This is a genomic window from Mycobacterium cajalii (assembly GCF_045809005.2).
GTDB lineage: Bacteria > Actinomycetota > Actinomycetes > Mycobacteriales > Mycobacteriaceae > Mycobacterium.
Map to the genome: position 1 here is coordinate 4,695,301 of NZ_CM141436.1, position 25,578 is coordinate 4,720,878.

Genomic DNA, 25,578 nt, shown 5'->3' on the forward strand with positions numbered 1-25,578 from the left:
CGAGCGCGCCCGCGGTCGCGGTCCCGCGGCCCGCCCGGGGCCTTTCGACCCCGCTATACGTCGAGGTCGATGCGGTGCGCGCCCTTGACGCCGTCGTAGCGGCCGGGGCTGCAGGTCAGCACGATCACCTGCCCGTGCGCGCCCACGGTGTCGAACACCTGCCCCATCGTGGCCAGCCGGTCGGGATCGGTGAACCCGAGGGCGTCGTCGACCACCACCGGAACGGTGTCCTCCTTGGCGACCAGCGCGGCGCCGGCGAGCCGTGCCAGGATGCCGAGTTGCTCTTTGGCCCCGCCCGACAGGGATTCGTAGGGCACCGTGACGCCGTCGAGGGTCCGGCTGCGGATGCACAGGTCCGGGTCGATGTCGACCTCGAAGGTCGGCCCGAACACGGGGCGACCGAGCCGCTGCAGTTCGCTCCGGTAGGGCTCGACGTAGCGCAGCCGGGTGTTCTCGCGGTGGCGGGTCATCACCGAGCGCAGCAACTGCGCGGCGCGGGCCCGGCCGCCGATGCGGGCGTGCTCGGCAGTGGCGTGCTCGAGTTCGGTCTCGGCGGCGTCGAGTTTGCCTTTGCGGCCCTCGTTGCCGATGACCGAGAGTTCGATGCCGACCTCGCGCAGCGCGCCGGCGGCGTCCTCGTAGCGCTCGTGCAGGGATGTGGCCTCGACGGTCGCTGCCTGCAGTTCGGCGGCCACCGCGTCCGGCGCCGCCGCGGCCAGCTGTTCGGCCAGATCGGCCACGCGCTGCTCGGCGGCCCGGGCCGCCGCCAGCGTCGCCTGCGCCGCCGCGGCGAGGTCCTCGTCGCGGGATGACGCACGCTCCCGGGCCAGCCGCTCGGCAGCCGCGGCCAACTCCGCGCGCTGGGCCTCGGCTTTGTTCTGCAAAACCGTTGCCTGCGTGGATGACTCGTTGAGCCGGGCGCGGGCGGCGGCCGCCGCCTCGCGGGCGGTCTCGCAGGCGGCGTCCGCGGCCGCGCGGGCCTGCTCGGCGGAGTCGAGTTCGGCACGGGCCGCACCGGCATCGAGGGCCGGGATGCCGGCCTCGTCCCGCCCGGCGGCGCCGAGCTGCGTCAGGCGCGCGCGCAGGTGGTCGACATCGTCGTCGCCGCACAGCCCGGCCAACGTGGCGGTCAACCGGTCGCGGCCGCTCTCCAGTTCGCGGCGACGCCGGCCCTCCGAGCGTGCCCCGGCCAGGTCCGCCACCGCGCCGGCGGCCAGCGCGGCGGTCAGCTCATGGTGCGCCGCGGCGTGCTCGGCCTGAGCGTCGAGCGCGGCCGCACCCGGGGTGATCCGCGCGCTCAGCACGTCGGGCACCTCGACCGTGGTGGGGCCGGTGGCGGTGATCGACCAGGTTTCGCCGGCCGACAGCGACACCCGTTGGTCGCCGGTGCACAGTTCGACGTCGGTGGCCGCGGTGAACTCGACCGCCGCCGAGATCAGCGTCAGCTGCGCGCCGAGGCGATCGACCGCGGCCGCGGCATCCTCGATCCGCCCGAGCACCTGCTCGGTGACCGCGACCGCGGACAGTTGTGCGCAGATCTGGTCGCGCTCGGCCTGGAGGGCCTCGATCTTGGCCAGCCGCGCCCGCAGGCGGTCGGCCTCCTCGCGCTCGGCAATCCCGTCCACGGTGCGACGGGCGGCGTCGACGCGGCGTTGCGCGTCCAGCAGGGCCCCCGTCGCGGCTTGGGCTGCGGCGTCGGCGGACTCGGAGGCCACCCGCGCCACCGCCTGCGCCCCGGCGGCTTCCCGCGCCGCCGCCTCGGCGCCGGTGACGGTTGCCGTGCGGGCGGCGATGTCGCTGAGCAGCCGCAGGCGCCCCTCGTGGGCGGCGGCCGCGGCATCGCGCGTCGCGCCCGCCGCGGCGGCCACCAGCCCGGCTTCGCGCGCCTGGCCGGTGAGTTCGGCGACGGTGTCGGCGGCGGCCTGCGCGGCCGCCAGGCGCGGCCCGGTAGCCATCCGCTCCTGGGACAACTCGGCCACCTGCTCGGTCAGGGCGGCGTGGCGGCGCACCCGCTCGTCGACCTCGGCGACGGCCGCCGCGCATTCGGCCACCGCGGCCTCGGCTTTGTCCCGCCGGGAGATCGCGGTGGCCCACTCCCCGGTGGGCCGCCCGGTCGGGGTGAAGTAGCGGCCGTACTCGGCCTCGATCCGTTCGACCAGGAGCGGCTCGGTCCCCGACAGGGCCGCGTCGGCGCCCGAATGCGCGGCCGCGACGTCCAGCGCGCGCGACAGCGCGTCGCAGCCGGAGAGATTGACGGCGGCGGTCGACGCGCTCTGCAACACCCGCTGGGCGCGCCACAGGTCGTGGTCCACCGTCTCGGCCAGCATCGCCCTGACCCGCTCATGGGCTTCGTCGCCGGTCAGCTGTTCGCGGCGCGGCGTCAGCACCGTCAGCTCCGTCTCGTACTTCTTGTGGAACCGCTTGCGGTAGACGAAACGGTAAGGCCCGCAGCTGATCTCGGCGCAGACCTCCGAGCCGACGTCGCTGTTGGCGGGCTTGACCTGCTTGATCTCCTTTTTCGTCGAACGGTCCCGGCATTCCAGCAGCAGGTCCAGCGCCTCGATCATCGACGACTTGCCGATCTCGTTGGCGCCGCACACCACGACCACACCCTGGTCGGGAAACGCGACGTCCCGGTGCGCGATGCCGCGGTAGTTCGTCAGGACCAGCCGGTGCAGCTTCATGCCGCCCCCCGGTCGGCCAGCCGCAGCAACAGCGCCAGCGCCGCCTGGGCGTCGGCGGCGGAGTCGGTGTCGCCCTCGCGCGCCGCCGCCACGAGTTCCTCGACGGCCGCGGCGGCGAACCCGCCGATGCCCAGGTCGGTGAACTCGCCGTCGGCGGGGATCACGGCGAGGTCGGTGTGGCGGTCCCACAGCCCGAGCCAGGCGAACAACCGCGCGTACTTGTCCAGGCAGGCGTCCAGCGCGGCGCGGTCGGTGACGGTCAGCGAACCGGCCAGCGCCAGCCGCACCACCGTCCGGTCCTTCGCCGGCATCAGGTCGAGGTTGAGGTCGAGATCGGCGATGTCGCGGCTGTTGTCGACCTGGCGGCGCAGGGTGACGAACCGCCAGTCGCCGACGTTTCGGGAGTCCACGGTGACGGCCCGCCGCGGGTCGCCGTCGTCGATGTCGACGACCAGGACATGCCCCGGGTCGGATTCGACGTCGTCGAAGTTGGTGACCTCCGGGGAACCGGAGTACCAGACCCGGCCGCCGGCACCGACCCGGGTGAGCGAATGCTTGTCCCCCAGCGCCGCGTAGTGCACGACGCCCCGGTCCAGCGCGTCGTGGAGCCCGGCGAGCCGGATCAGCGAGGGTTTGCCGGGATCGGGGTCGAGTTCGTCGACACCACCGTGGGCGAGCAGGATCCGGGTGGCCGTGCCCGGGGACAGGCCGTCGAGGACGTCGGCGACCAGGTCGGTGGTCGGGACCTTGGACCGCCACGGTGCGGCGACGATCTCCAGCCCGGGCCGGACCTGGTGCACTCCCGCCCGGTCGAGCACCGTGACGTTGCCCGGGCATTCCGAGGTGAACAGCGCGCTGGTGTAGACCGACGAGGCGTCCAGCGGATCGTGGTTGCCCGGCAGCAGGTAGACGGGAATGCCGATGGCGCGCATGGCTTCCAGCGACTGGCTGACCACCTGGGGGGCGAGCTGGTTGTGTTCGAAGACGTCACCGGCCACCACGACGAACTCGGCGCCGACCTCGGCCGCCAGTGTCCCGAGGCCGGCCACCGCGTCGCGGCGCGCGGCCGAATAGCGCGGCTGGGCGTCACCGGCGAGGAAGTGCCGGGTCATGCCCAGCTGCCAGTCGGCGGTGTGCAGGAATCGCATGCCGGCGACCCCCTCTCGGATTGCGTGGCTGTCAGGGCACCGCGAGCTTAAATCCGGCCACCGACAAGAACGGGGACCTCGCCCGGCAGGTCTCGGGGAGGCCCGTCGAGACGGGCCACCGGCCACGTTTCGGCCGGTTGCACGGCGCGCAAGACCCCGCAGCGATGACCGCTGAAAAAACTTGTGTCACTTGTGTTTCTGTGGTCACATTCCGGGGTTTCTTGTCGGTGGGTGCCGATAGTTTCGCGGTGTGAGTGTTGACCGGGAGGCGTTGGGTGCGGCGTTCGACGCGCTCGACGCCGACCTGGACACGCTGCTGGGGTTCGACTGCGATGCGTTGACCACCCCGGAGTTGCTGGCCTGGCTGGGCCGGGTGGAAAAGGTGCGCCGGCGCCTGCCCGCCCTCGAGCATGCGGTGATCAACACCCTGGCCCACCAAGCCACCCCGCAAGAGTTGGGCGGCAAACTCTCCCACGCCCTCGCCGAGGCCACCCTGATCTCGCGTGCTGCAGCCAACCGGCGGGTGCGCGAAGCCGCCGACCTGGGCCCCCGCCACGGGCTGACGGGGGAACCCCTACCCCCGGTGCTGGCCGAGACCGCCGAGCGTCAGCGCCAGGGCACGCTCGGTTGCGAACACGTCACCGTGATCCGCCACTTCTGCCACCAGCTGCCCGGCTGGGTCGACCAACCCACCCGCGAACGCGCCGAAGCCGACCTGGCCCGCCACGGCACCCACATCCGCCCCGAACAACTCAGCACACTGGCCGAGCAACTCGACAACGCCCTCAACCCCGACGGCAACTACACCGACACCGACCGGGCACGCCGGCGTGGGCTGATCCTGGGCGCCCAGGGCCCCGACAAAATGTCGCACCTGAGCGGCTGGATCACCCCCGAACTGCGCGCCACCCTCGAAGCGGCGTGGGCCAAACTCGCCGCCCCCGGCATGTGCAACAACCTCGACGAGCAGCCCTGCATCGACGGCACCCCCACCCAGGACGCCATCGACACAGATGCCCGCGGCCCCGCACAGCGCCAACACGACGGCCTGCTCGCCGCGCTGCGCGCGATGCTGGCCTCCGGGGAATTGGGCAAGCACAACGGGCTGCCCGCCTCGATCATCGTCACCACCACCCTGGCCGAACTCGAAGCCGCCGCCGGACAAGCCCTCACCGGCGGGGGCACCCTGCTGCCGATGAGCGACGTCATCCGCCTGGCCCGCCACTCCCATCATTACCTGGCGATCTTCGACAAGGGCAAGGCCCTGGCCCTCTACCACACGAAGCGGTTGGCCTCACCCGCGCAGCGAATCGTGTTGTACGCCAAGGACCGCGGCTGCAGCGCACCGGGCTGCACCGTGGGCGGCTACTACTGCGAAGTCCACCACGTCACCCCCTACGCGAAATCCGGCACCACCGGCATCGACGACCTCACCTTCGCCTGCGGCGGCCACCACCCCATCACCGAAAAAGGCTGGACCACCCGCAAAAACAGCAAAGGCGACACCGAGTGGATCCCACCCAAACACCTCGAGCGCGGCCAACCCCGCACCAACACCTACTGGCACCCCGAAAAGCTCCTCCAGCACCGGGACGACGACGATGACGCGGCATAGCGGCCCCGGTTCCCCGTTGGCTACCGTGATGCCGATGAACGGCCAGCGCACGTTGCTGCTGCTGCGGCACGCGAAATCCGACTACCCCGCCGGGGTCGCCGACCACGACCGGCCGCTGGCACCGCGCGGCATCCGGGAGGCGGGGCTGGCCGGTGAGTGGCTGCGCGCCAACGTGACGGCCATCGACGCCGTGCTGTGTTCGACGGCGACCCGCACGCGCCAGACCCTGGCACGCACCGGAATAGATGCCCCGACGCGTTACGCCGAACGCCTCTACGGCGCCGCCCCCGGCACCGTCATCGAGGAGATCAACACGGTGGGCGACGAGGTCAAGACCCTGCTCGTGGTCGGCCACGAGCCGACGATGTCCGGCCTGGCACTGGTGCTGGCCGGCACCGACGGCACCGACGACGCCGTCGCCGAGCGCATCGCGGCGAAGTTCCCGACGTCGGCGATCGCCGTGCTCGCCGTGCCCTGCGCGTGGGAGGACCTGGAGCCGGGCGCCGCCGCGCTGGTCGGTTTCGAGGTTCCGCGCTGAGCCCGATTGCGCAGCTCCTCCTCGCCCCGCCACGCGGGCCGCATCGTCGCCGCGCTGAGCCCGATTGCGCAGCTCCTCCTCGCCCCGCCACGCGGGCCGCATCGTCGCCGCGCTGAGCCCGATTGCGCAGCTCCTCCTCGCCCCGCCACGCGGGCCGCATCGTCGCCGCGCTGAGCCCGAGCGGGCCGGCTACAGCTAGGAGTTGGTGGCCAGCGTCAGCTCCATGAGCTTGATGGCCTGCCCGCACGCGTCGATGCCGGGCGCCTGGGGGTTGATCCACCAGCCGACCACCCCCGCCGCGTCGCTGGCCACCCCGCACGCGCCGTTGGGGTCGTCCGGGCGCATCACGATCGAGTCGATGCCCGCGATGTTGCGGCTCTCGACCTTGTATTTCAGGAAGTCGGCGACCTTGCGCTCGTTGCTCAGGCTGCCCTGCTCGAACCAGAACCTCGTGATGTCGATCAGGCCGGCGGGGTTGGCCGCCTGCCACCGGCAGATCGCGCCGACGAACGTGCTCTGGATGTCGAGCGGATCGGCGCCGACCGTCTTGGCCAGGATGTCGGTGGTCAGCACCTCACATTCCTTGAGCAGGTTCGGATATTGCTGCTGGGAATTGTTGTTGCGCGGCACACCGCCCGAGCCGGCCTTGACGGCGTTGCCACCGACCGATCTCGAGCAACCGGTCAGCACCAGCAGCGCGGCGACCACCAGGGTCACCGCGGCGCGCACTCCTCTTCTGGCCATCACTTCGAATTCGCAATCGACTGGCGGGTGAGTTCGCGGGCGATGTCGCAGGGCGGCGGGAACGGCTTCTGGCTGAAGCTGATCGACCATTCGATGAAATCGTCCTGGAACTGGATGCCGACCTCGCACAGCGAGTCGCCGAGGTTGGGTTCGTTGCCGACCGCGATGAAACCGCTGTGGCCGTTGATGTTGATGTCGTCGACGCTGGCGCGCGAGAGCTCCTCGGTCTTGCGTTCCCGGCCGATGGGGCTGCCGCGATACCAGGAGAAGGAGAAATGCGGGCCGAGGATGCCGCCGCCGGCCAGCCACTGGCATCCCACCGAGTTGCGGGCGGTGTTGACCAGCCCGCTCATCTTGGTCAGTTCTGCCACCGTCTGATCGCTGATGCCACCGCACTGCGGGAACATCGGGCCGTGGTGGCCCTCGGCGTTGCCCGGCGCCGACGACGCCGTGGCCCCCGGCTTGTTGCCGCCGGAATTGGAGCACGCCGCCATCGCGGGGCTCAGGATCGTCAAGGTCGCGGCGGCAATGGCCAGGGTCGCCGGGTTACGCCGCACCGCTACTCCGCTGTTCCTCAGCCTGCTGCTCGTCCACACGATGCACTGTAGCGGCAGCCCCGCGGGGCAACCACCGGCGCGCCAGCTGAGCAGGCATTTCAATTCCCTTGATCCTGCCGGTGCTCAGCAGCCCGGCGCAGCACGTATGCGAGAGTTAGCCCCATGCTCCTGGCACTGCTGCGCCAGTACATCCGGCCCTACCGCCGGCTGGTCGCGGTGCTGATGACGCTGCAGATCGCCAACACGCTGGCGTCGCTGTACCTGCCGACGGTCAACGCCGCGATCATCGACGACGGCGTGTCCAAGGGCGACACCGCGACCATCGTCAGGCTCGGCCTGGTGATGCTTTGCGTCACCGGCCTGCAGGTGCTGTGCTCGGTCGGGGCGACCTACGTCGGGTCCCGCACGGGGATGGGCTTCGGGCGCGACCTGCGCGCGGCGGTGTTCGACCACGTCACCACCTTCTCCGAGCGCGAGACCGCGCGTTTCGGCGCGCCGACGCTGCTGACCCGCAGCACCAACGACGTCCGGCAGATCCAGTACCTGGTGCAGATCTCGGGCACCGTGCTGGTCACCGCGCCGATCATGTGCGTCGGCGGGGTCGTCATGGCCATCGACCAGGAGGCCGCGCTGACGTGGTTGCTGCTGGTCAGCGTCCCGGTCATGGCCGTGGCCAATTACTGGATCATGTCGCACATGCTGCCGCTGCTGCGCGGCATGCAGCGCCTCATCGACGGCATCAACCGGGTGATGCGCGACCAGCTCTCCGGTGTCCGGGTGGTGCGGGCGTTCGCGCGCGAGCGCTTCGAGAGCGAGCGCTTTGCCCGCGCCAACGCCGCGCTGTCGAACACCGCGCTGAGCGTCGGCAACTGGCAGGCGCTGATGCTGCCGGTGACCACACTGACCATCAACGCCTCCAGCGTGGCGCTGATCTGGTTCGGCGGCCTGCGCATCGACCGGGGCCAGATGCAGGTCGGCGCGCTGACCGCGTTCCTGGCCTATTTCACCCAGATCCTGATGGCGGTGCTGATGGCGACGATGACGCTGGTGGTGCTGCCGCGGGCATCCGTGTGCGCCGAACGCATCACCGAGGTGCTGTCCACCCGCCCCGCCGTCGGCAACCCGCCCAGCCCCCGGTTCCCTCGCGCGGGCATCACCGGCGTCGTGCGCGTGGCGGGCGTGACGTTTACCTACCCGGGCGCCGAACGCCCGGTGTTGCAGGACGTCTCGCTGACGGCGACACCCGGCACCACCACCGCGATCGTCGGCAGCACCGGGTCGGGCAAGTCGACGCTGGTGTCGCTGATCTGCCGGCTCTACGACGTGACCGACGGCGCGGTGCTCGTCGACGACGTCGACGTCCGCGCCTACGACACCGAGCGGCTGTGGTCGGCGATCGGGCTGGTCCCCCAGCGCGGCTACCTGTTCACCGGCACGGTCGCCGACAATTTGCGCTACGGCAGGGCCGAGGCGACCGAGGCACAGATGTGGGAGGCGCTGGAGGTGGCCGCCGCCGACGGCTTCGTGCGGGCACACCCGGACGGGCTGCAGATGCGGGTCGCGCAGGGCGGGATCAACCTGTCGGGCGGACAACGGCAGCGACTGGCCATCGCACGCGCGGCCATCCGGCGCCCGGCCGTCTACCTGTTCGACGACGCGTTCGCCGCGCTCGACGTGCACACCGACGCGCGGGTCCGGGCCGCGCTGCGGGAGGCGGCCGCTGACGCAACCCTCATCGTTGTCACACAACGTGTCTCGACCGCGGCCCAGGCCGATCAGGTGATCGTCGTCGACGACGGGCGGCTGGTCGGCGCGGGCACCCACGAGTCGCTGCTGGCCGGTTGTGCGACCTACGCGGAGTTCGCCGACTCCCAGTCGGTGGACGCCCTGCAATCGGGTCGGGTGGGGGGCGCGCCGTGACCGCGGCGGTCAGCCGGGTCCCCGTGCCCGCCGCGCGGTCCCGCGACTTCTGGGGTTCGGCCGCCCGGCTGGTCACACGGCTCGCGCCGCAACGGGGGCGGGCCGTGGCGGTGATCACGATGGGCGTCACCGGCACGGCGATCGGGGTGATCGTTCCGCGGATCCTCGGGCATGCCACCGATCTGCTGTTCAACGGCGTGCTCGGGCGGCAGCTACCCGCGGGCATCACCAAGGCCCAGGCGGTCGCGGCGGCCCGGGCCCGCGGCGACAACACCTTCGCCGATCTGCTGTCCGGGGCCAACGTGGTTCCGGGCCGGGGCGTGGACTTCGACGCGGTGGGACGAACCCTGGCGGTGGCCCTGGCGTTCTATCTGGTTTCGGCACTGCTGATCTGGGCGCAGGCCCGGCTGCTCAACGTCACCGTGCAGCGCACCATGGTCGCCCTGCGCGCCGACGCCGAGGCCAAGCTGCACCGGCTGCCGCTGTCCTACTTCGACGGCCGGCAGCGCGGTGAGTTGCTGAGCCGGGTCACCAACGACATCGACAACGTCCAGTCGTCGCTGGCGATGACGATCAGCCAGTTGCTGACGTCGGTGCTGACCGTGGTGACCGTCCTGGCGATGATGGTGTCGATTTCGCCGCTGCTGGCGACGATCACGGTGCTGACGGTGCCGCTGTCGCTGCTGGCGACGCGCGCGATCGCGCGGCGCTCGCAGCGCCTGTTCGCGGCCCAGTGGGCCAGCACGGGACGCCTCAACGCCCACATCGAGGAGACCTACAGCGGCTTCACGGTGGTCAAGACGTTCGGGCACCGGGCCGCGGCGCGCGAGCAGTTCCGCCGGCTCAACGACGACCTCTACCACGCCGGTTTCGGCGCCCAGTTCGTTTCGGGCCTGGTCGCGCCGGCGATGACGTTCGTCGGCAACCTCGGCTACGTCGCGGTGGCCGTCGTGGGCGGCCTGCGGGTGGCCAGCGGGCAGATCACCCTCGGCAACATCCAGGCCTTCATTCAATATGTCCGGCAGTTCAATTCGCCGCTGAGCCAGGTTGCCGGCATGTACAACACCCTGCAGTCCGGGGTGGCCAGCGCCGAGCGGGTTTTCGACCTGCTCGACGAGGCCGAGGAACCTGCGGACTCCCGGCCCGCGCCGCGGCCCAACGGCCTGGGTCCGCGGCCGGGTGGCCGCGTGGAGTTCCAGCACGTCAGTTTCGGCTACCGGCCCGGCGTCCCGGTGATCGAGGACCTGTCGATGGTGGCCGAACCGGGCAGCACGGTGGCCGTCGTCGGCCCCACCGGGGCCGGCAAGACCACCCTGGTGAACCTGCTGATGCGGTTCTACGACGTCGATTCGGGCCGGATTCTCTTCGACGGGGTCGACATCGCCACGTTGAGCCGGCAGTCGCTGCGGTCGCGGATCGGCATGGTGCTGCAGGACACCTGGCTCTTCGACGGGACGATCGCGGAGAACATCGCCTACGGGCGACCCGAGGCCAGCCAGGACGAGGTGACCCAGGCCGCCAGGGCAGCCTACGTCGACCGGTTCGTGCACACGCTGCCCGCCGGATACCAGACCCGGATCAGCGGCGACGGCGCCAACATCAGCGCCGGCGAGAAGCAGCTCATCACGATCGCACGCGCGTTCCTGGCCCGCCCGCGGCTGTTGATCCTGGACGAGGCGACCAGTTCGGTCGACACCCGCACCGAAGCCCTCGTCCAGCGGGCCCTAGGTCAGCTTCGCCAGGGCAGAACGAGTTTCGTCATCGCGCACCGTCTTTCGACGATCCGGGATGCGGACCGGATCGTGGTCGTCGAATCCGGCCGCATCGTCGAGCAGGGCAACCACGCCGAACTGCTGGCGCGGCGGGGCGCCTACTACGCGATGACGCGGGCCTGACCCGGCCGCCTCCGGGGCTGACGGCGGCCGGGCGGGCCGGGCTTACGGCTGCAGGTCCGGCCCCTGCGCGCGCAGGTCGTCGACCGCCGTCATCGCGTCGCGCAGCTTGGCCAGCCACTCCTCGGTGTGCTCACCCACCAGCCGGACCGTCCAGGCGAGCGCGTCGGCGCGCGACCGGGCGACCCCGGCGTCGACCAGCGTGTCGAGCACCTGGCGTTCGGGCTGCTTCAGGCGCGTCATCACCGGAACGGCGATGTGCGTGAACAGGATTCGCTCGGCGCCGGTTTTGGAGGGGACCTCGACACCCCAGGAGACCTTGCGGCCGTAGCGGTCCTGCGCCTCCTCGGCGATGCGCATCCGCTCCGAGCGGGTTTCCTCCCGGAACCGCGACGCCCGGCCGGCCGCGCGGGCCTCGCTGTCTGCGTCGCCCTCGGATTCCGGCAACTTCCCGACGACCGTGATCTCCTCGCGGTCGACGATGACGGTCGGGTCGCCGTCGAACCACCCTTCGGGCATACGCCCGGCGAACCATTCGCCGGCGTCGCCCGCATCCGGCTGCCCGGCCTGCTGCCAGCCGCCCGCGCGACCGTGCCGGTGGTGTGTGTGATGGGATTTCATAATTACATGATTACATCGTTACACACTGGATGGAAGGGTGTTCGCCGTCGGCCGAACCGGGGACGCCCCGGCGCCTCAGAGCTGGGAAAATCGTTGATCTGGGCGCCGGGACGGCGTATTTTCGGAAGGGAAGCAGGCCCGGAAGCGACCGAAATCAAAGAGCCGGACGATGGGGTAACAGTCGGCCGCGTAGCACCCGCGCATGACGGAGTTGCACGCCCCTAGCGTCGCGCCGGGCCTGCCCATACGGGATGGCTCAGCCGGTCCCCCGGCGAATCCGGAAGAGTTTCACGTCGCTTTTGACGCCCTTGAGCCGGCGCGCGCCCGCAAACGACCCGTCGAACGCGCCGGTGTCCGCGACGGCCTCCCACACCGAATCCGCGACGAGCGCCGTACCCGGGCGCGCCACCCCGGTGATCCGGCTCGCCACGTTGACGGGGCTGCCGAACCAGTCGCCGGCCCGGCTCACCGCCATCCCGGACGCCACCCCCGCGCGTAAGCGCGGAAAGTCGTCGTCGGTGTCGACGGCCTCGACGAGCTTCAGGGCGACATCGAGCAACGGCGCGGGATCGGGGCAGACGAACATCACCGCGTCGCCGATCGACTTGACGAAGCGCACCGGGGGGGCCGCCACGTCGCGCGCGAGATGGGCCAGCCGGTTGGCGAGGTGGCCCAGCTCTTCGGCCGAGATGACCTCCCCGAGCCGGGTGAAGCCGACCAGGTCGGCGAACGCGACGGTCACCGGTCGCGCACCCGGCAGGGGCTTCCCGGCGGCCCGCTCCCCCGCGGTGACGGCTTCGGTCTCCATCATGTGGCGCAGCTGAAGGAACAGCATCTCCTGAATCATGGGGCCGAGCACGGGGACGACGCGCCCCACCAGATCCTTTGACGCCTTTGCGATCTCCACCTCGGTGAGCCCGGGGCGCATGATCGCCGCCAGCGCGCTGTAGCGCATCACCTCGGCGGCGCGCGAGAGCCCCTCGGCGAGTACGCGGACGACGAGCACGACGTGCTCGGGATCCAGCCCCAACTCGACGAACCGCTGGGCGGTCGCGGCGGCTTCACCGTCGGCGCGCATGTGTACGACGGCATCGGGGTCGTCCACCCGGGCCAGGCCGATGGCGCGCTGGACGCGCTGCAGCAGCGTCAACTCGATGCCGTGACGCTCGCTGATCTCCCGGGCGGACACGTAGCTGCCGTCGTCTCCGATGAGGTGGCGGGTGGCCAGCAGCAGCGGGGGGTTGGTGGCGTGGATCTCGTCGGCGCCGATGCCCTGCTCGAGCAGCCACCGCACCAGCTGCGCCCGCTCGGTGCGCGCGGTGCCCTCCAGCCCGTCGAGCAGGTCGTCGATGCCCGGCTCATCGATGCCCGGCTCATCGATGCCCTCACCCACGTCCGGCCACCCGCCTGCCGGCGCGCCAGACGGCTTCGACGTCGCGGAGCGCGGTGAGGTCCTGCTGCACGCGGGCGGGAACGGCGAGCAGGTCGGCGTCGTAACCGGCGGCGATACGGCCTTTGCGGCGGCCCAGCCCGCAACTGTCGGCGGCGGCGGAGGTGGCTCCGGTCAGTGCCTCCGTGGTGGTGAAGCCGTGCCGGACCAGCTCCGCCAGTTCGTCGGGTAGCACGTCGTGGGCTTTGGCGGGCTCGATACCGGCGTCGGTCGAGAAGGCGACGCGGGCGCCGGCGTCGATGAGCCGGCGGATGTTCCGCCACACGCCCTCCATCAGCGCTTTGATGTCGTCCGGCATCTCGGGCAGCGCGCGGCCGATCGTGATCCCGCACCACACGCCCCGGCCGACGATCGCCTCGACGACCTCCGGGCTGGCGGCGACACCGCTCTCGGTGAGGAACGTGCAGTGCTCGATCCCGTCGACCCCCGCGGCGACCGCGGCCGCGATACCGGCGGTGGCGTGCGCGTGCGCGGTCACCGGCAACCCCGCCCGGTGCGCGGCGTCGACGACCGCGGCCAGTTCGTCGGCGCTGTACTGCGGCCGGCACGGATCGGTCCCGGCCGTCATGAAACCGCCGGTCGCCATGATCTTCACCCAGTCCGTGCCCCGCTCGGCCCGCTCCCGCACCGCGGCGACGAGCGCCCCGGTGTCCTCGGCCTCACCGCCCAGATACCAGCAATGCCCGCCGCGGCGGGTCAGCGGCGGCCCGGAGACCAGCAGCTCCGGCCCCACCTGCGCGCCGCGCCGGTATTCCTCGCGCAGCGTCAGGGTCGCGAAGTCGCGGTCACCGAGGTCGCGCAGCGTGGTGATCCCCGCATTCAACGCGGCCGCGGCGTGCCGCCGCGCCCGGTCGGCCAGCGCGTCGTGGGCCGTGTCGGCCAGGGCCTGGGGGTCGCCGTCGGGGTCCCAGCACAGGTGCGTATGCGCATCGATGAGCCCCGGCAACAGCGCCGCCCCGCCCAGGTCGACGAGCGTCGTGTCCGGCGGGCAGCCGGCGCTCGCAAACTCGACGGCGCAGATCCGGCCGTCCTCGACCACGACCGTCACCGGGCCACCGTGAAAGCCACCGTGAAACCGGTACCCGTCGAACATCCGGCCGGCGCGGATCGCGAGCCGTTCCCCCCGCCCCGCGGTCACGGCGGGGCCGGTGTGGGACTCATGGCGCGGCGAGCGAACTTCACGGACTGCGTGGTCTTCCGACGAAGGCGGCTGTTGTCGACAAAGATCTGTTATCGACAAAGATACAGTCCACGATGACCTCGCCACTTCTGCATGGATTGCCCCCGGTCGCCGACGACCGTGCCACGGTGGTGATCCTCGGCTCGTTCCCGAGTGCGCTGTCACTGGCGGCGGGCCAGTACTACGCCAACCCGCGAAATGCGTTCTGGCCGATCATGAGTCGACTTTTCGGCTTCGATGCGACGGCGCCGTACGACGCGCGGCTGGCGACGTTGCGGTCCCATGGGGTCGCCCTGTGGGACGTGCTGCACGCGTGCCGTCGCGTCGGCAGCGCGGACTCGGCGATCGAGCCGAAAAGCTTGGTGGTCAACGATTTCGGCGGATTCTTCGCCGAGCACCCGCGGATCTCGCGGGTGTATTTCAACGGCGCCAAGGCCGCCGCGCTGTACCGCAGGCTGGCGCCCGCCGCGCAACACGTGCACTACGAGCGGCTGCCGTCGACCAGCCCGGCGCATGCCGTGCGGCCGGACGTCAAGCTGACTGCTTGGCGGGCGATCACCGCGCCGATCGCGAGCGCGGCGCAGCCGGGCGAAGCGGGTCGGCGCCATCGGGCCGCCGCGTCATGACAGCGGCGGCCGCCGGTGGGCCCACGGCCGCGCCGCCTCGATCTGCGCGGACAGCGACAACAGCGTCGCCTCGTCGTCGGGCCGGCCGACGAGCTGCACCGCGAGCGGCAGCCGGTCACCGTCGAAGTCCCAGGGCACGGCCGCGACGGGCTGTCCGGTCAGGTTCCAGATCTGCTGGTAGGGGACCCGCTGCGCCACCAGCAGCAGCGTCGACACCGCGCCCCGGTGCTGGTAGGCGCCGATGCGCGACGGGCCCGCCGCGTTGCCCGGCGTGACGACGACGTCCACGTCGTCGAAGATCGCCTGGATCCGGGCACTCAGCGCCGGTTCCGCGGCGGCGAGGGCAGCCATCCGCCGGTCGGAGAAAAACGATCCGAGGCGCGCGATGTTGCGGGTGCGGGCCTCCATGAGCTCCGGGTGCGCCAGCGCGTCCGCGTCGTCGCTGATCCCGCGCAGGTAGCGCGGCAGGTAGTTCGCCAGGATCGCCGCGGGCGGGTACTCGGGGTCGGCGTGGATCACCTCGTGGCCCAGCTCGCGCAGCAGCGCGCCGGCCTCCTCGACCGCCGCCAGCTGGGCCTTCCCGACCCGCACGGGCAGCGGCGTCGGGACCTTGGTGCTCAAGGCGATCCGCAGCCTGCCGGGCGGGCGCCCCGCCGCGGCCACGAATTCCCCCTCGGCACCGGGCTCCGCGGACCCGGTGGCCGTCGCCTCGAGGAACACGGCCGCGTCCAGCACCGAGCGGGCCAGCGGACCGTTGGCGCTCAGCCCGTACCACGCGTTGTCGTGCGGCTCCAGCGAGATCCGGTCCCGCTGCGGTTTGAGGCCGAACAGGCCGCACCAGATCGCCGGGATGCGGATCGAGCCCCCGCCGTCGGAGCCCAGCGCCAGCGGCGCCAGCCCCGCGGCCACCGCCGCCGCGCTGCCGCCGCTGCTGCCGCCCGGCGTGCGCGTGAGGTCCCACGGGTTGCGCGTGGCGCCGAAGGCCAGCGACTCGGTGTAGGGGAACATCATCAGCTCGGGCGTATTGGTCTTGCCGATGATCACCGCGCCCGCGGCGCGCAACCGGCGCACCACCTCCGCATCGGCGGTCGCTGCCGGGCCGTGGCCGCCGCTGCCGTAGGCCGTCACCTCCCCGGCGACGTCGACATCGTCCTTGACCGCGATCGGCACCCCCAGCAGCGGCAGCCGCTCGCCCGCGTCGAGCCGCTCCTGCGCGACGGCGGCCTCGTAACGCGCGCTGTCGGTCAGCACCACGCGGTAGCAGCGCAGCTCGCTGTCCAGGCTCGCGATCCGGTCGAGGTAGACCTCGAGCAGCTCCGGGGCGGTCACGTCGCCGTCGGCCAGCATCCGCGCCTGCACGACCGCGCCGGCGAAGGCGAGCTCACGAGCGTCCATCGCGGCAGCATATCGGGCCGGACCATCGGCCCCGCGGCGCCGGACGCGGCGGCGTGGTGAAAGGTTGAGCCCATGCAGGATCACGTCTTCGATTCGCTGACCGAGGAACGACTCCGGGCCCGCAACACGATCAAGTGGAACTATTTCGGCGCCGACGTGCTGCCGTTGTGGGTGGCGGAGATGGACTACCCCACGGCACCGGCGGTGCTCGACGGGGTGCGGGCGTGCGTGGAGAACGAGGAGTTCGGCTACCCCCCGTTCACCGAGGACACGCTGCCGAGGGCAACCGCGGACTGGTGCCGGCAACGCTACGGCTGGCAGGTGGGGCCCGAGTGGGTCCGCGTGGTCCCCGACGTCCTCAAGGGGATGGAGGTCGTCGTCAATTTCCTCACCCGGCCCGAGAGCCCGGTGGCGCTGCCGGTCCCGGCCTACATGCCGTTCTTCGACGTCCTGCAGGTCACCGGCCGCCAGCGGATCGAGATCCCGATGGTGCGCCAGGATTCGGGACGGTACCTGCCGGACCTGGAGGCGCTCGAGGCCGCGTTCGTCCGCGGTGCCGGATCGGTGATCCTGTGCAATCCGAACAACCCGCTGGGCACGGCCTTCACCGCCGACGAGCTGCGGACCGTCGTCGACATCGCGGCCGCACACGGCGCGCGGGTGATCGCCGACGAGATCTGGGGGCCGCTGGTCTACGGGCGGCGCCACATTCCCGCGGCCTCGGTGTCGGAGGCGGCCGCGCAGACCGTGGTCACGCTGGTGTCCGCCTCCAAGGGCTGGAACCTGCCCGGCCTGATGTGCGCGCAGGCGATCCTGTCCAATCGCCGTGACGCCGAGGACTGGGACCGGGTCAACATGCTGCACAAAATGGGGGCCGCCACGGTCGGTATCCGCGCGAACATCGCCGCATACGGGCACGGCGGGCCGTGGCTGGACGAGCTGCTGCCCTACCTGCAGGCCAACCGCGACCATCTGGCGCGGACGCTCCCGGAGCGGGTTCCCGGGGTGACGGTCACCGCTCCGGAGGGCACCTACCTCTCGTGGGTGGACTTCCGCGGGCTGAACCTGCCGGCCGAACCGGCGGAGTATCTGCTCGACAAGGCCAAAGTGGCGGTGTCGCCGGGCATCCCGTTCGGCGCCGCGGTCGGCTCCGGGTTCGCCCGGCTGAACTTCGCGACCACGCGCGCGCTGCTGGACCGGGCGATCGACGCCATCGCCGGCGCGCTGCGAGCCTGAGCCGGCCAGTACCGTGGGCGACATGTCCTGCGTGTTCTGTGCCATCGTCGCCGGCGAGGCCCCGGCCGTCCGGATCCACGAAGACGACGACTACCTGGCGATCCTCGACATCCGCCCGTTCACCCGCGGCCACACCCTGGTGCTGCCCAAACGCCACAGCGTCGACCTCACCGACACCCCGCCCGAGATTTTGGCCGGGATGGCCACCCTCGGCCAGCGGATCGCCCGCGCGGCCCGGGCCACCGAGTTGGCCGACGCGACCAACATGGCGATCAACGACGGCCGCGCCGCCTTCCAGACGGTGTTCCACATCCACCTGCACGTGCTGCCCCGCCGCGACGGCGACAAGCTCTCGGTCGCCAAGGGGATGCTGCTGCGCCGCGACCCCGACCGGGAAGGGACCGGCCGAATCCTGCGGGAGGCTCTGGCCCGCATCGCGGCGAGCCAGCAGGAGTGAGTCATGCGAGCGTCGTTCGAGCAGTGGGTGGGCGTCCCGTTCCTGCGTCTGCATGACGCCGTCTACCAGAAGACCCACGGCTGGATCGGGCACCGGATACCCGGGGCGCCTCCCGCCCTGCTCCTGCACACCGTCGGCGCCAAAACCGGTCGGCCGCGCACCACGTCGCTGTCCTATGCGCGCGACGGCGACTCCTACCTGATCGTCGCCTCCAACGGCGGCGCCGACCGCCACCCCGCCTGGTACCACAACCTGCGCAAGCACCCGCGCTGCGAAATCAACGTCGGCCCAAGGCGTTTGGCGGTCACCGCCCGCCAGGTCGGACCGCAGGACACCGACTACCGGCGGCTGTGGGAGGTCGTCAACGCCAATAACGCCAACCGCTACGACGGCTACCAGAACCGTACGTCGCGGCCCATTCCGATCTTCGTCCTGACCGGGCAATAGCCGCGGAAAGGCCCATCGGGGCGTCGCGGCGCTCTATTGTTTGCTCACGCGCGGCGATGCGTCGCCAGGGCTCGCCGCGCACTTTGAAGTTGCGAAGTGGGGTGACGCAGCGATGAAGCCCTCGACCGGCAGGCCGTGGCAGCACCTGGGGGTGTCCGCGCGGGTCGGTTGGCTCCTCGTCGCCGCCTACGGCGTCGCGGAGGCGCTGGTCGTGGCCTCGTGGCGCTGGGGCTGGCGCGGCCCGTACGGGACCCGGCCGGTCGACGAGATCGTCACGGTGGCGTGTCTGCTGTGCGCGGCGGGGTGCGCCGCCAACGCGGCCCGCCACGCGGTTGGCCGCTCCCGATTCGGCTGGCTGGCCCTGGCGACGGCCCTGGTGGGCTGGGCGGCGGGAGAAGTCGTCTGGGCGGTCTACGACGTGCGACCCGACCTCGACCACGCGACCCACCCCGCGGCGGCCGAAGTGGTGCTCCTGCTGTATCCGATCGGGGCCATGGCGGCGGTGGTGGCGTTTTCCCACGTGTCCCGCAACACTCCCCCACGGATGGTGCTGGACGGCCTCATCCTGGCGACGTCGCTGTTCGTCATCTCCTGGGTGTTCGTCTTCGAAAAGCAGCTCCGCGAGGCCAGCGGCTCGCGGCTCTCCACGCTCACGGAGGTGTTCATCGACATCATCCTCGTGACGACGGCGATCATGGTGCTCTCGCGCGTCCGCCCCAGCGACGGGCCCAGCCGCAGCCTGGTCCCCGCCGGCATCGGGACGATCGGACTCGCCGACATCGCCGTGGTGTTCCACACCGGGATCGGCTCCTATCACACCGGCGACGTGGGCGATTTGACCCGGGTGGCCGGGTTGGGTTTGTTGACGTGGGCGGGGCTGGCCGGTGCGCACGAGTCCCCGACACCGGCGGCGCCCGACGACGCCCCGTACCGCACCCGGCTGTGGTTGCCGTACCTGCCGTTGCTGCTGGCCGCCGCGGTGGGGCTGGGTCACGCGCTGGGGCACATGCAGCACGGACCGATGCTCGCCGCGCTGGGAATCCTGGTTGCCGCCGTGCTGGCGCGCCAGTTCGTCGTGCTCGTCGAGAACCAGCGCCTGCTGACCGAGGTCGCCCGGGAAGCCTTCCGGGACAGCCTGACCGGCCTGGCCAACCGCGCCCGGTTCGTCCAGCGGTTGAACGAGGCCATCGCCCGCCCTCCGGTGGGCGACGCGCCGATCGCAGTCCTCTGCCTCGACCTCGACAACTTCAAGCTGGTCAACGACGCGTTGGGGCACCCGGCCGGCGACGAACTGCTCGTGCGGGTCGCCGAGCGGCTCACGGCCGCGGTGGACGAGTCGGCCACCGTCGCGCGACTCGGCGGCGACGAATTCGCGGTGCTCATCGAAGCCTCCGTCGAGGAGTCGCAGGCCACGGCGCATCGCGTCCTGGACGCCTTCACCCCGCGGATTCTCATCGACGGGGTGCCCTTGGACGTTCGGCCGAGCATCGGCTTCACGGTGGCTCCCGCCTCGTCGGGTTGCACCGTCGACGAACTGCTGCGCCACGCGGACCTGGCCATGTACGCCGCCAAACGCCAGGGTGGCCGGTGCGTCCACAGCTTCGTGCCCGATGTGCCCCTCACGGCCGCATCGCCGGAGGCCACCGGACCGGTGGTGTCGGCCGTCAGCGTTACGCGGCCCCGCCGGGCCCGTAGGCTTCCCGAGACGAGCGCCGACGCCGAGGTCACGGCGAGGTCCGTTCAGGAAACATCGACCGACGCACCCGAGGGCATCCGCTGGCCGCCGACGGCGGTCCGGATCGCCATCGGGGCCTTGGCGATCGGCGTCGTCGCCTTCGCCGCGCTGAGCGCGCTCACCCGGGCGGGCCAAGGCCACCCCGCCTTCGTCGGCGGCCTGTATGCGGCGTTGAACCTCTCGGCGGCCGCGCTGGTCGCCGCCCGCGCCGTGCACGTCACGGCGAACCGTTTCGCGTGGGCGCTGATCGCGGCCGGCATGGCGATCTCCGCGGTCGGTGACGTCGTCTACGCTGCCTGGGTCCCCGACGGCCAGTCGCCCTCGGTGGCGGACCCCGAGTACCTCGCGTTCTACCCGCTGGTCTACGCCGGGCTGTTGCTGCTGATGCGGGCACGCCTCGAGCGGGTGCCCGTGGTGATCCGGCTCGACTCGGTGACCTGCGGGCTTGCGATGGCCGCGGTGGCCGCGGCGTTGCTCGCGGGGCCCGTCCACACGGCCGCCCTCCGCCAACCGTCGACCGTGCTGGTCGGCCTGCTCTACCCGTGGAGCGATCTGCTCCTGCTGGCGCTGGCCACGAGCATGCTGCCGATCCTGGGCAGCAGCAAAGCCTTGCGCTGGTCTCTGCTGGTCGGCGGCTTCGTCCTATTCGCGGCGGCGGACACGGTCTACCTGTTCGAGACCTCGGCGCGCGCATACCGCGTCGGAACGGCGCTCGACGCGTGCTGGCCCGCGTCCTCGTTGCTGGTGGCGGCGGCCGCCTGGGCCCGGTCGGCGAGGGGACCGATCAGCGCCAAGCGCGGCCTGGGCTCCTTCGCCGTACCCGTCTCGTGCACCGTCGTGGCGGTGGCGGTGACCGTGCTGGGTCATGGATCACGGCCGGCCACGACGCTGGCCGCGTTGAGCCTGGTCGTGGTCGCCACCCGCTTCGCGGTGACGTTCCGCGACATCAGCGTGCTGGCCGAGGACCACAAACGCGCCATGACAGACAAGCTGACCGGCCTGCCCAACCGCCGCTCCCTGGTCACGGTGCTGACCGAGGTGTCCGCCCCGCAGCCCGCGCCGGCGACCAAGGTCGTATCGCGCCGCGCGCTGCTGCTGCTGGAGCTGTACGAGTTCCACGAGATCAACGGCTCGATCGGCGCCGCATTCGTCGACGAACTGTTGTGCCGCATCGCGAACCGGCTGGGGAAGACCATCCGCCGTGACGACCTGTTCGCCCGCGTCGGTGACAGCCGATTCGCGATCCTGCTGGCCGAGGGCACCGACCTCATCGCCGCGCGCGCCCAGGCCGGCCGTCTGCTCGAGTGCCTGAGCGAGCCGTTCGCGCTGGACCCGATCACCGTGCGGGTCGACGCCCGCATCGCCATCGCGCTGTGTCCCGACCACTGCGATCATCCCCAGGAACTCCTCGGCCTCGCCGAGGCGGCGATTCCCCACGCCCGGTCGGCCGTCAGCAAGATCGCCGTCTACGAAGCGGCGTTCGAGCTGTATCGGGACAACGACCCCAACCTCATCGAGGAACTGCGCGCCGCCCTGGACGACGGCGACGAGCTCACCTGTCACTACCAGCCCAAGATCAACCTCGACGGCAGCGTCCACAGCGTCGAGGCGCTGCTGCGCTGGCACCATCCCGACCGCGGTCTGCTGCTGCCGGCCGAGTTCGTCCCGGCCGCCGAACGCGCCGGGCTGATGCGCAAGATCGCCGACCGCACGCTGAACCTGGTCCTCGAGCAGATGCGGTCCTGGCGCGCGCGGGGCCTCACGCTGACCGTCGCGGTCAACCTGTCCACCACCAACCTGCTCGACCTGGACCTGGTCGGCACGATCGAACGGCTGCTGCGCGCCCACGACGTGCCCGCCGAGGCGCTGATCATCGAGATCACCGAGAGCACCCTGATCGACTCGATGAGGTCACGCCACACCGTGGCCTCGCTGCAACGCCTGGGCATCCACATCTCGCTGGACGACTACGGCACCGGATGGTCGTCGCTGGCGCGCCTGCAGGACGTCTCGGTCGACGAGCTCAAACTCGACCGGGTGTTCGTGGCGCGCCTCGCCCACGACCCGCGATCGGTCGCGATCGTGCGCTCCACGGTGGCCCTGGCCGAGAACCTGGGCGCCGACCTCGTCGCCGAGGGGGTCGAAGACGAGGTCACGCTGGATGCGCTGCGGCGCTACGGCTGCACGATCACGCAGGGCTTCGTGCACAGTCCGCCGCTGCCGGGCGACGAGCTGCCCCAGTGGATCGCCGACCACGCCCCGGCCGGCCGCGCGGCCCGGCAGCCGGCGGAGTCCTAGGTGGCTGGTGTCGAACGGCCATTGTGGGGGCGCTGGTTGACCGGTCGGGCTATTGGGCGATGCTCGTGTGGTCGTGAGCGGTTCCTAACTCAGGTGAATTCGGTTGTCGGGATTGGCGATTCCGTTGCTTGGCTGGTCTACAGGCGGTCCTGGTGGGCCGGTTGGCATCGCCGACCGGCCTCAGGTCGTGGCGGCGGCCCAGTTTGCGCCTTCCCGGTGTAATCCGAGCACACCCAGGCGTGCGAGGTTGATCGCGGCGGCCAGCAGGGAGAAATCGGCGGCGACCTTGGTGGTGCCGCGCACGCGCGCACGGCGGCCGCCGTGGCGGCGGCGCATCAGGTGGCCGATCTTGCGTTCCACTTTCGGCCGGGTGGCCTTGTAGTCGGCGACCCAGCCCGGATCTGCTTGGGTGGTGCGAGCACGGGTGAGTTCGGCCTCGTAGCGGCTGATCGCGATGGTGCGCCCGGCGGTTGAGCTGGTGCACTGCTCGGCCAGTGGGCAGCAGGCGCAAGCCGGGCCGAACACCGCGTTGCCGCCGCCGCCCTTGGCCGGGCGGATCGGCACGGTCACCGCGCCCGGGCAGGTGACCGTGCCGACGTCGAGGTCGATGACGAAGCGGTCCTTGGCGTAGCGGCCACCCGGCGCGGTCGGTGGCTGCACCTTGGTGAAGATTTCCGCGCCCGCGGTTTCCAACACGGCCAGCAGTTTGCCCGCACCGTAGGCGGCGTCGCCGTAAACCGCCGGGCATCGCTGGTCTTGGGCTCCGCACACGCTGGGGGCGCTCCCGTCGCCATCACCATCACCGACCGCGCCGGCCGCGGTCGTCGTGCCAGCACTTGCACCGAGGCTCGAGTCGTCCTGAGGATCAACGCAATCTCCGTCGGCGGTGTTGGTGTCGCTGGTCACCGGAGTGGGTAGGTCGCCGGCCAGCAGGTCGGTGGCGGGTTGGGCGTCGCCGGCGTTGCCGGCGGTGACTTCGGTGGCGGTGATGATCTCGGCGTCGGGGTCGATCGCGATGTGACCCTTGTATCCGTCGAAACCCCGCGCGGAGGTCTTGTGGCCGTGGCGTGCCTGCGGGTCCACCGTGGAGATCACCCGATCGGCGGCCACACGGCGCGCGATGCGGAATATCCCGTCGGCGGCGTCTTGGTCGAGGTCCTGGCCGACCACGGTGGCCAACAGTTTGGCCGCCTTGTCCACCTCGGGCTTCAGCGCCTGCTCATCCAGGCAGGCCAGCAGCGCAGACGCGTCGCGGGCCAGCGCGTCCACCAGCGCCTCGCGCGCCGCCACGTCGTCGTAGTCACACACCGGTTTGCCGGCGCTGACGTAGTCGTCGTCGCGGGACAGCCGCGCCCGCAGCGCGGGTTGCAGCTCCGCGCCGGCGACCGCCAGCAGTCCCCGGATCGCCGAGCGGATCAATGTGACCGTGTCCATGGTGGCCACCGCGTCATACAGCGGGGTCGAGTCCAGCACCCGCTTACGGCCCACCAGCCCGGCCGCCTTGGCCGCTTGCAGGGTGACCTCAAAGATCCGGTCCGGGCGATCCGAGCGGGCCAGCCTCGCGCGCATGTCCACCAACACGGTGTGCACAAACCCCGGATAATCGAAGTCCAGCCCGCCCGCGGCATACTTCCACCGCGCGTCGAACGCGAACCGATCCACCGCCTCCCGATCCGAAAGCCCCTCGATGCGCTGCAACACCATCACCACCGCCACAATCATCGGCGGCACGCTGCGCCGGCCGACATCGGTGAACAAGTCGGCGAACATTTCATCGCCGAACAAGTTGAAGCACTCCCGGTGCAGCACGCTGTAAATCGAGTCCGGCGCCACCCGGCCCTCGCAGAAATCCACCGTCGACCGCCACAAATCCGCCTGTTTCGGCGTCAAACCCAAACTCACCCAACCATTCTCGCCGACCGCACCCGATTACCCGGTCAACGCCACGCGAAAAACACCAGCCACCTAGAAAAGCTCTTTGGCCAGCAGCTCCAGCGTCGCGACCCGCGCAGGCGCGGTGGCCGGATCGGTGTCGTAGCGGGCCGACGCGACCGGGTTGACCATCACCTCGTCGACGCCGAACCGTGCGGCGAGCTCGCGCAGCCGGCCGGCGGCCTCGGCGGGCGCGCCGACCACGGCGCGTCGCAGCCCGCTGTCGACGATGCGCTGCTGCTCCGGCGTCAGCTCCGCGGCCAGGGCCTCTTCGACGAGGGGCACCGGCCCGAGGGCCTGGCCGGTCCGCAGGCGCGCCATCACCTGCAGGTTGGGCAACACCAATGCCGTTGCCTCCTCACGCGTTTCGGCCACCGAGGCGTTGACCGTCAGAAACGTCAGCGGCTCGGGGGTCAGCGTGCTGGGCTTGAACCGGGACCGGTAGATCTCCAGCGCCTCCTCGGTTCCCTGGCCGGAGAAGTGGTGGGCGAACACGTAGGGCAACCCCTTGGCGGCCGCCAGGTGCGCCGAGTACGTCGAGGAGCCGAGCAGCCACAGGCTCGGTTCGCCGGCGGCGGCGGGCGTGGCCCTGAGCCGGTAGTCCCCCGAACGCAGCGGCACCACCACGCCGCGCGCGCTCATCAGCGCGGCGACGTCATCGAGGTAGTCCGGGAAGTTCTCGATGTCCTCGTCGCCGCGGCTGCCGCGCAGGGCGTACGAGGTCACCGGGTCGGAGCCGGGCGCGCGGCCGATGCCGAGGTCGATGCGGCCGGGCGCCGCGGCTTCCAGCAGCGCGAACTGCTCGGCGACGGCCAGCGGCGCGTGGTTGGGCAGCATCACCCCGCCCGAGCCCAGCCGCAGCCGGGTGGTCTGCGCGGCCAGGTAGGCCAGCAGGACGGGCGGGCTGGTGGCGCCGACGGACGGCATGTTGTGGTGTTCGGCGACCCAGTAGCGGGTGAACCCCATCCGGTCCGCGGTCTGCGCCAGCTGCACGGTGGCGGCCAGCGCGTCCGCGGTCGTCTGGTCGCTGCGCACCGGGACGAGGTCGAGGACGGAGAGACGCACGATGGCGTCAACGCGCTTTGGGGTGCGAACGTTCCCCG

Annotated in this window: 19 protein-coding genes; 9 read left to right on the forward strand and 10 right to left on the reverse strand. The window is 71.4% G+C overall.

Going from position 1 to position 25,578, the window contains the following annotated elements; genetic code table 11:
• Window positions 1-53: 53 nt before the first annotated feature.
• Window positions 54-2,684: an AAA family ATPase gene (locus ACJ512_RS22275; RefSeq protein ID WP_461479846.1), complete on the reverse strand. Its 2,631-nt coding sequence runs from the start codon at window positions 2,682-2,684 to the stop codon at window positions 54-56.
• Entirely contained in the window at window positions 2,681-3,832 is a 1,152-nt protein-coding gene (locus ACJ512_RS22280) for a metallophosphoesterase family protein (RefSeq protein ID WP_407689769.1), read from the reverse strand. The genes ACJ512_RS22275 and ACJ512_RS22280 overlap by 4 nt, the downstream gene beginning before the upstream one ends.
• A 250-nt stretch (window positions 3,833-4,082) precedes the next feature.
• On the opposite strand from ACJ512_RS22280, the gene ACJ512_RS22285 reads away from it, so the two are divergent.
• Window positions 4,083-5,447 (forward strand): HNH endonuclease signature motif containing protein, encoded by a 1,365-nt coding sequence (locus ACJ512_RS22285; RefSeq protein ID WP_461479847.1) that lies wholly within the window; start codon window positions 4,083-4,085, stop codon window positions 5,445-5,447.
• Between the two features lie 34 nt (window positions 5,448-5,481).
• Entirely contained in the window at window positions 5,482-5,985 is a 504-nt protein-coding gene (locus tag ACJ512_RS22290; protein ID WP_407688825.1) for a SixA phosphatase family protein, read from the forward strand.
• 195 nt (window positions 5,986-6,180) lie between these two features.
• Here ACJ512_RS22290 and ACJ512_RS22295 read toward each other — a convergent pair whose 3' ends face one another.
• Complete coding sequence (locus ACJ512_RS22295; protein WP_407688815.1) at window positions 6,181-6,729, reverse strand: DUF3558 domain-containing protein; 549 nt, start codon at window positions 6,727-6,729, stop codon at window positions 6,181-6,183.
• Window positions 6,729-7,223, reverse strand: a complete 495-nt coding sequence (locus tag ACJ512_RS22300) for a DUF3558 domain-containing protein (RefSeq protein WP_407688826.1) — start codon at window positions 7,221-7,223, stop codon at window positions 6,729-6,731. The genes ACJ512_RS22295 and ACJ512_RS22300 overlap by 1 nt, the downstream gene beginning before the upstream one ends.
• 225 nt (window positions 7,224-7,448) lie before the next feature.
• Between ACJ512_RS22300 and ACJ512_RS22305 the strand changes: the two genes are divergently transcribed.
• Complete coding sequence (locus tag ACJ512_RS22305) at window positions 7,449-9,206, forward strand: ABC transporter ATP-binding protein (RefSeq protein WP_407688816.1); 1,758 nt, start codon at window positions 7,449-7,451, stop codon at window positions 9,204-9,206.
• Window positions 9,203-11,101, forward strand: a complete 1,899-nt coding sequence (locus ACJ512_RS22310) for an ABC transporter ATP-binding protein (RefSeq protein ID WP_407688817.1) — start codon at window positions 9,203-9,205, stop codon at window positions 11,099-11,101. The genes ACJ512_RS22305 and ACJ512_RS22310 overlap by 4 nt, the downstream gene beginning before the upstream one ends.
• Before the next feature lie 42 nt (window positions 11,102-11,143).
• Here ACJ512_RS22310 and ACJ512_RS22315 read toward each other — a convergent pair whose 3' ends face one another.
• The 3 genes from ACJ512_RS22315 to ACJ512_RS22325 form a co-directional block, all read right to left on the reverse strand.
• Window positions 11,144-11,719: a hypothetical protein gene (locus ACJ512_RS22315; protein WP_407688818.1), complete on the reverse strand. Its 576-nt coding sequence runs from the start codon at window positions 11,717-11,719 to the stop codon at window positions 11,144-11,146.
• Window positions 11,720-11,975: 256 nt separating this feature from the next.
• Complete coding sequence (locus ACJ512_RS22320) at window positions 11,976-13,100, reverse strand: adenylate/guanylate cyclase domain-containing protein (protein WP_407688827.1); 1,125 nt, start codon at window positions 13,098-13,100, stop codon at window positions 11,976-11,978.
• Between the two features lie 4 nt (window positions 13,101-13,104).
• Window positions 13,105-14,262 (reverse strand): amidohydrolase family protein, encoded by a 1,158-nt coding sequence (locus ACJ512_RS22325; RefSeq protein ID WP_407688828.1) that lies wholly within the window; start codon window positions 14,260-14,262, stop codon window positions 13,105-13,107.
• Between the two features lie 161 nt (window positions 14,263-14,423).
• Here ACJ512_RS22325 and ACJ512_RS22330 point away from each other — a divergent pair, with 161 nt between their 5' ends.
• The gene (locus ACJ512_RS22330; protein WP_407688819.1) at window positions 14,424-14,975 is read left to right on the forward strand and encodes a DNA-deoxyinosine glycosylase; all 552 of its coding nucleotides are present in this window, start codon (window positions 14,424-14,426) and stop codon (window positions 14,973-14,975) included.
• Here ACJ512_RS22330 and ACJ512_RS22335 read toward each other — a convergent pair.
• On the reverse strand, window positions 14,970-16,370 hold the full coding sequence (locus ACJ512_RS22335) for an amidase (protein WP_407688820.1): 1,401 nt from the start codon (window positions 16,368-16,370) through the stop codon (window positions 14,970-14,972). The genes ACJ512_RS22330 and ACJ512_RS22335 overlap by 6 nt on opposite strands.
• Before the next feature lie 72 nt (window positions 16,371-16,442).
• On the opposite strand from ACJ512_RS22335, the gene ACJ512_RS22340 reads away from it, so the two are divergent.
• The 4 genes from ACJ512_RS22340 to ACJ512_RS22355 all read left to right on the forward strand — a co-directional run bounded on the left by ACJ512_RS22340 (window position 16,443) and on the right by ACJ512_RS22355 (window position 22,543).
• On the forward strand, window positions 16,443-17,606 hold the full coding sequence (locus ACJ512_RS22340; protein WP_407688821.1) for a MalY/PatB family protein: 1,164 nt from the start codon (window positions 16,443-16,445) through the stop codon (window positions 17,604-17,606).
• Window positions 17,607-17,628: 22 nt separating this feature from the next.
• On the forward strand, window positions 17,629-18,063 hold the full coding sequence (locus ACJ512_RS22345; RefSeq protein ID WP_407688822.1) for an HIT family protein: 435 nt from the start codon (window positions 17,629-17,631) through the stop codon (window positions 18,061-18,063).
• Window positions 18,064-18,066: 3 nt separating this feature from the next.
• Window positions 18,067-18,510 carry a nitroreductase family deazaflavin-dependent oxidoreductase gene (locus tag ACJ512_RS22350; RefSeq protein WP_407688823.1) on the forward strand — a complete coding sequence of 148 codons (444 nt, stop codon included), beginning with the start codon at window positions 18,067-18,069 and terminating at the stop codon, window positions 18,508-18,510.
• 112 nt (window positions 18,511-18,622) lie between these two features.
• A complete protein-coding gene (locus ACJ512_RS22355; RefSeq protein ID WP_407688824.1) occupies window positions 18,623-22,543 on the forward strand; it encodes a diguanylate cyclase domain-containing protein in 3,921 nt (1,306 codons plus the stop codon).
• 180 nt (window positions 22,544-22,723) lie between these two features.
• On the opposite strand, the gene ACJ512_RS22360 is transcribed toward ACJ512_RS22355, so the two are convergent.
• On the reverse strand, window positions 22,724-24,445 hold the full coding sequence (locus ACJ512_RS22360; protein WP_461479751.1) for a transposase: 1,722 nt from the start codon (window positions 24,443-24,445) through the stop codon (window positions 22,724-22,726).
• Between the two features lie 63 nt (window positions 24,446-24,508).
• The gene (locus ACJ512_RS22365) at window positions 24,509-25,540 is read right to left on the reverse strand and encodes an LLM class flavin-dependent oxidoreductase (protein ID WP_461479848.1); all 1,032 of its coding nucleotides are present in this window, start codon (window positions 25,538-25,540) and stop codon (window positions 24,509-24,511) included.
• Window positions 25,541-25,578 lie beyond the last annotated feature (38 nt).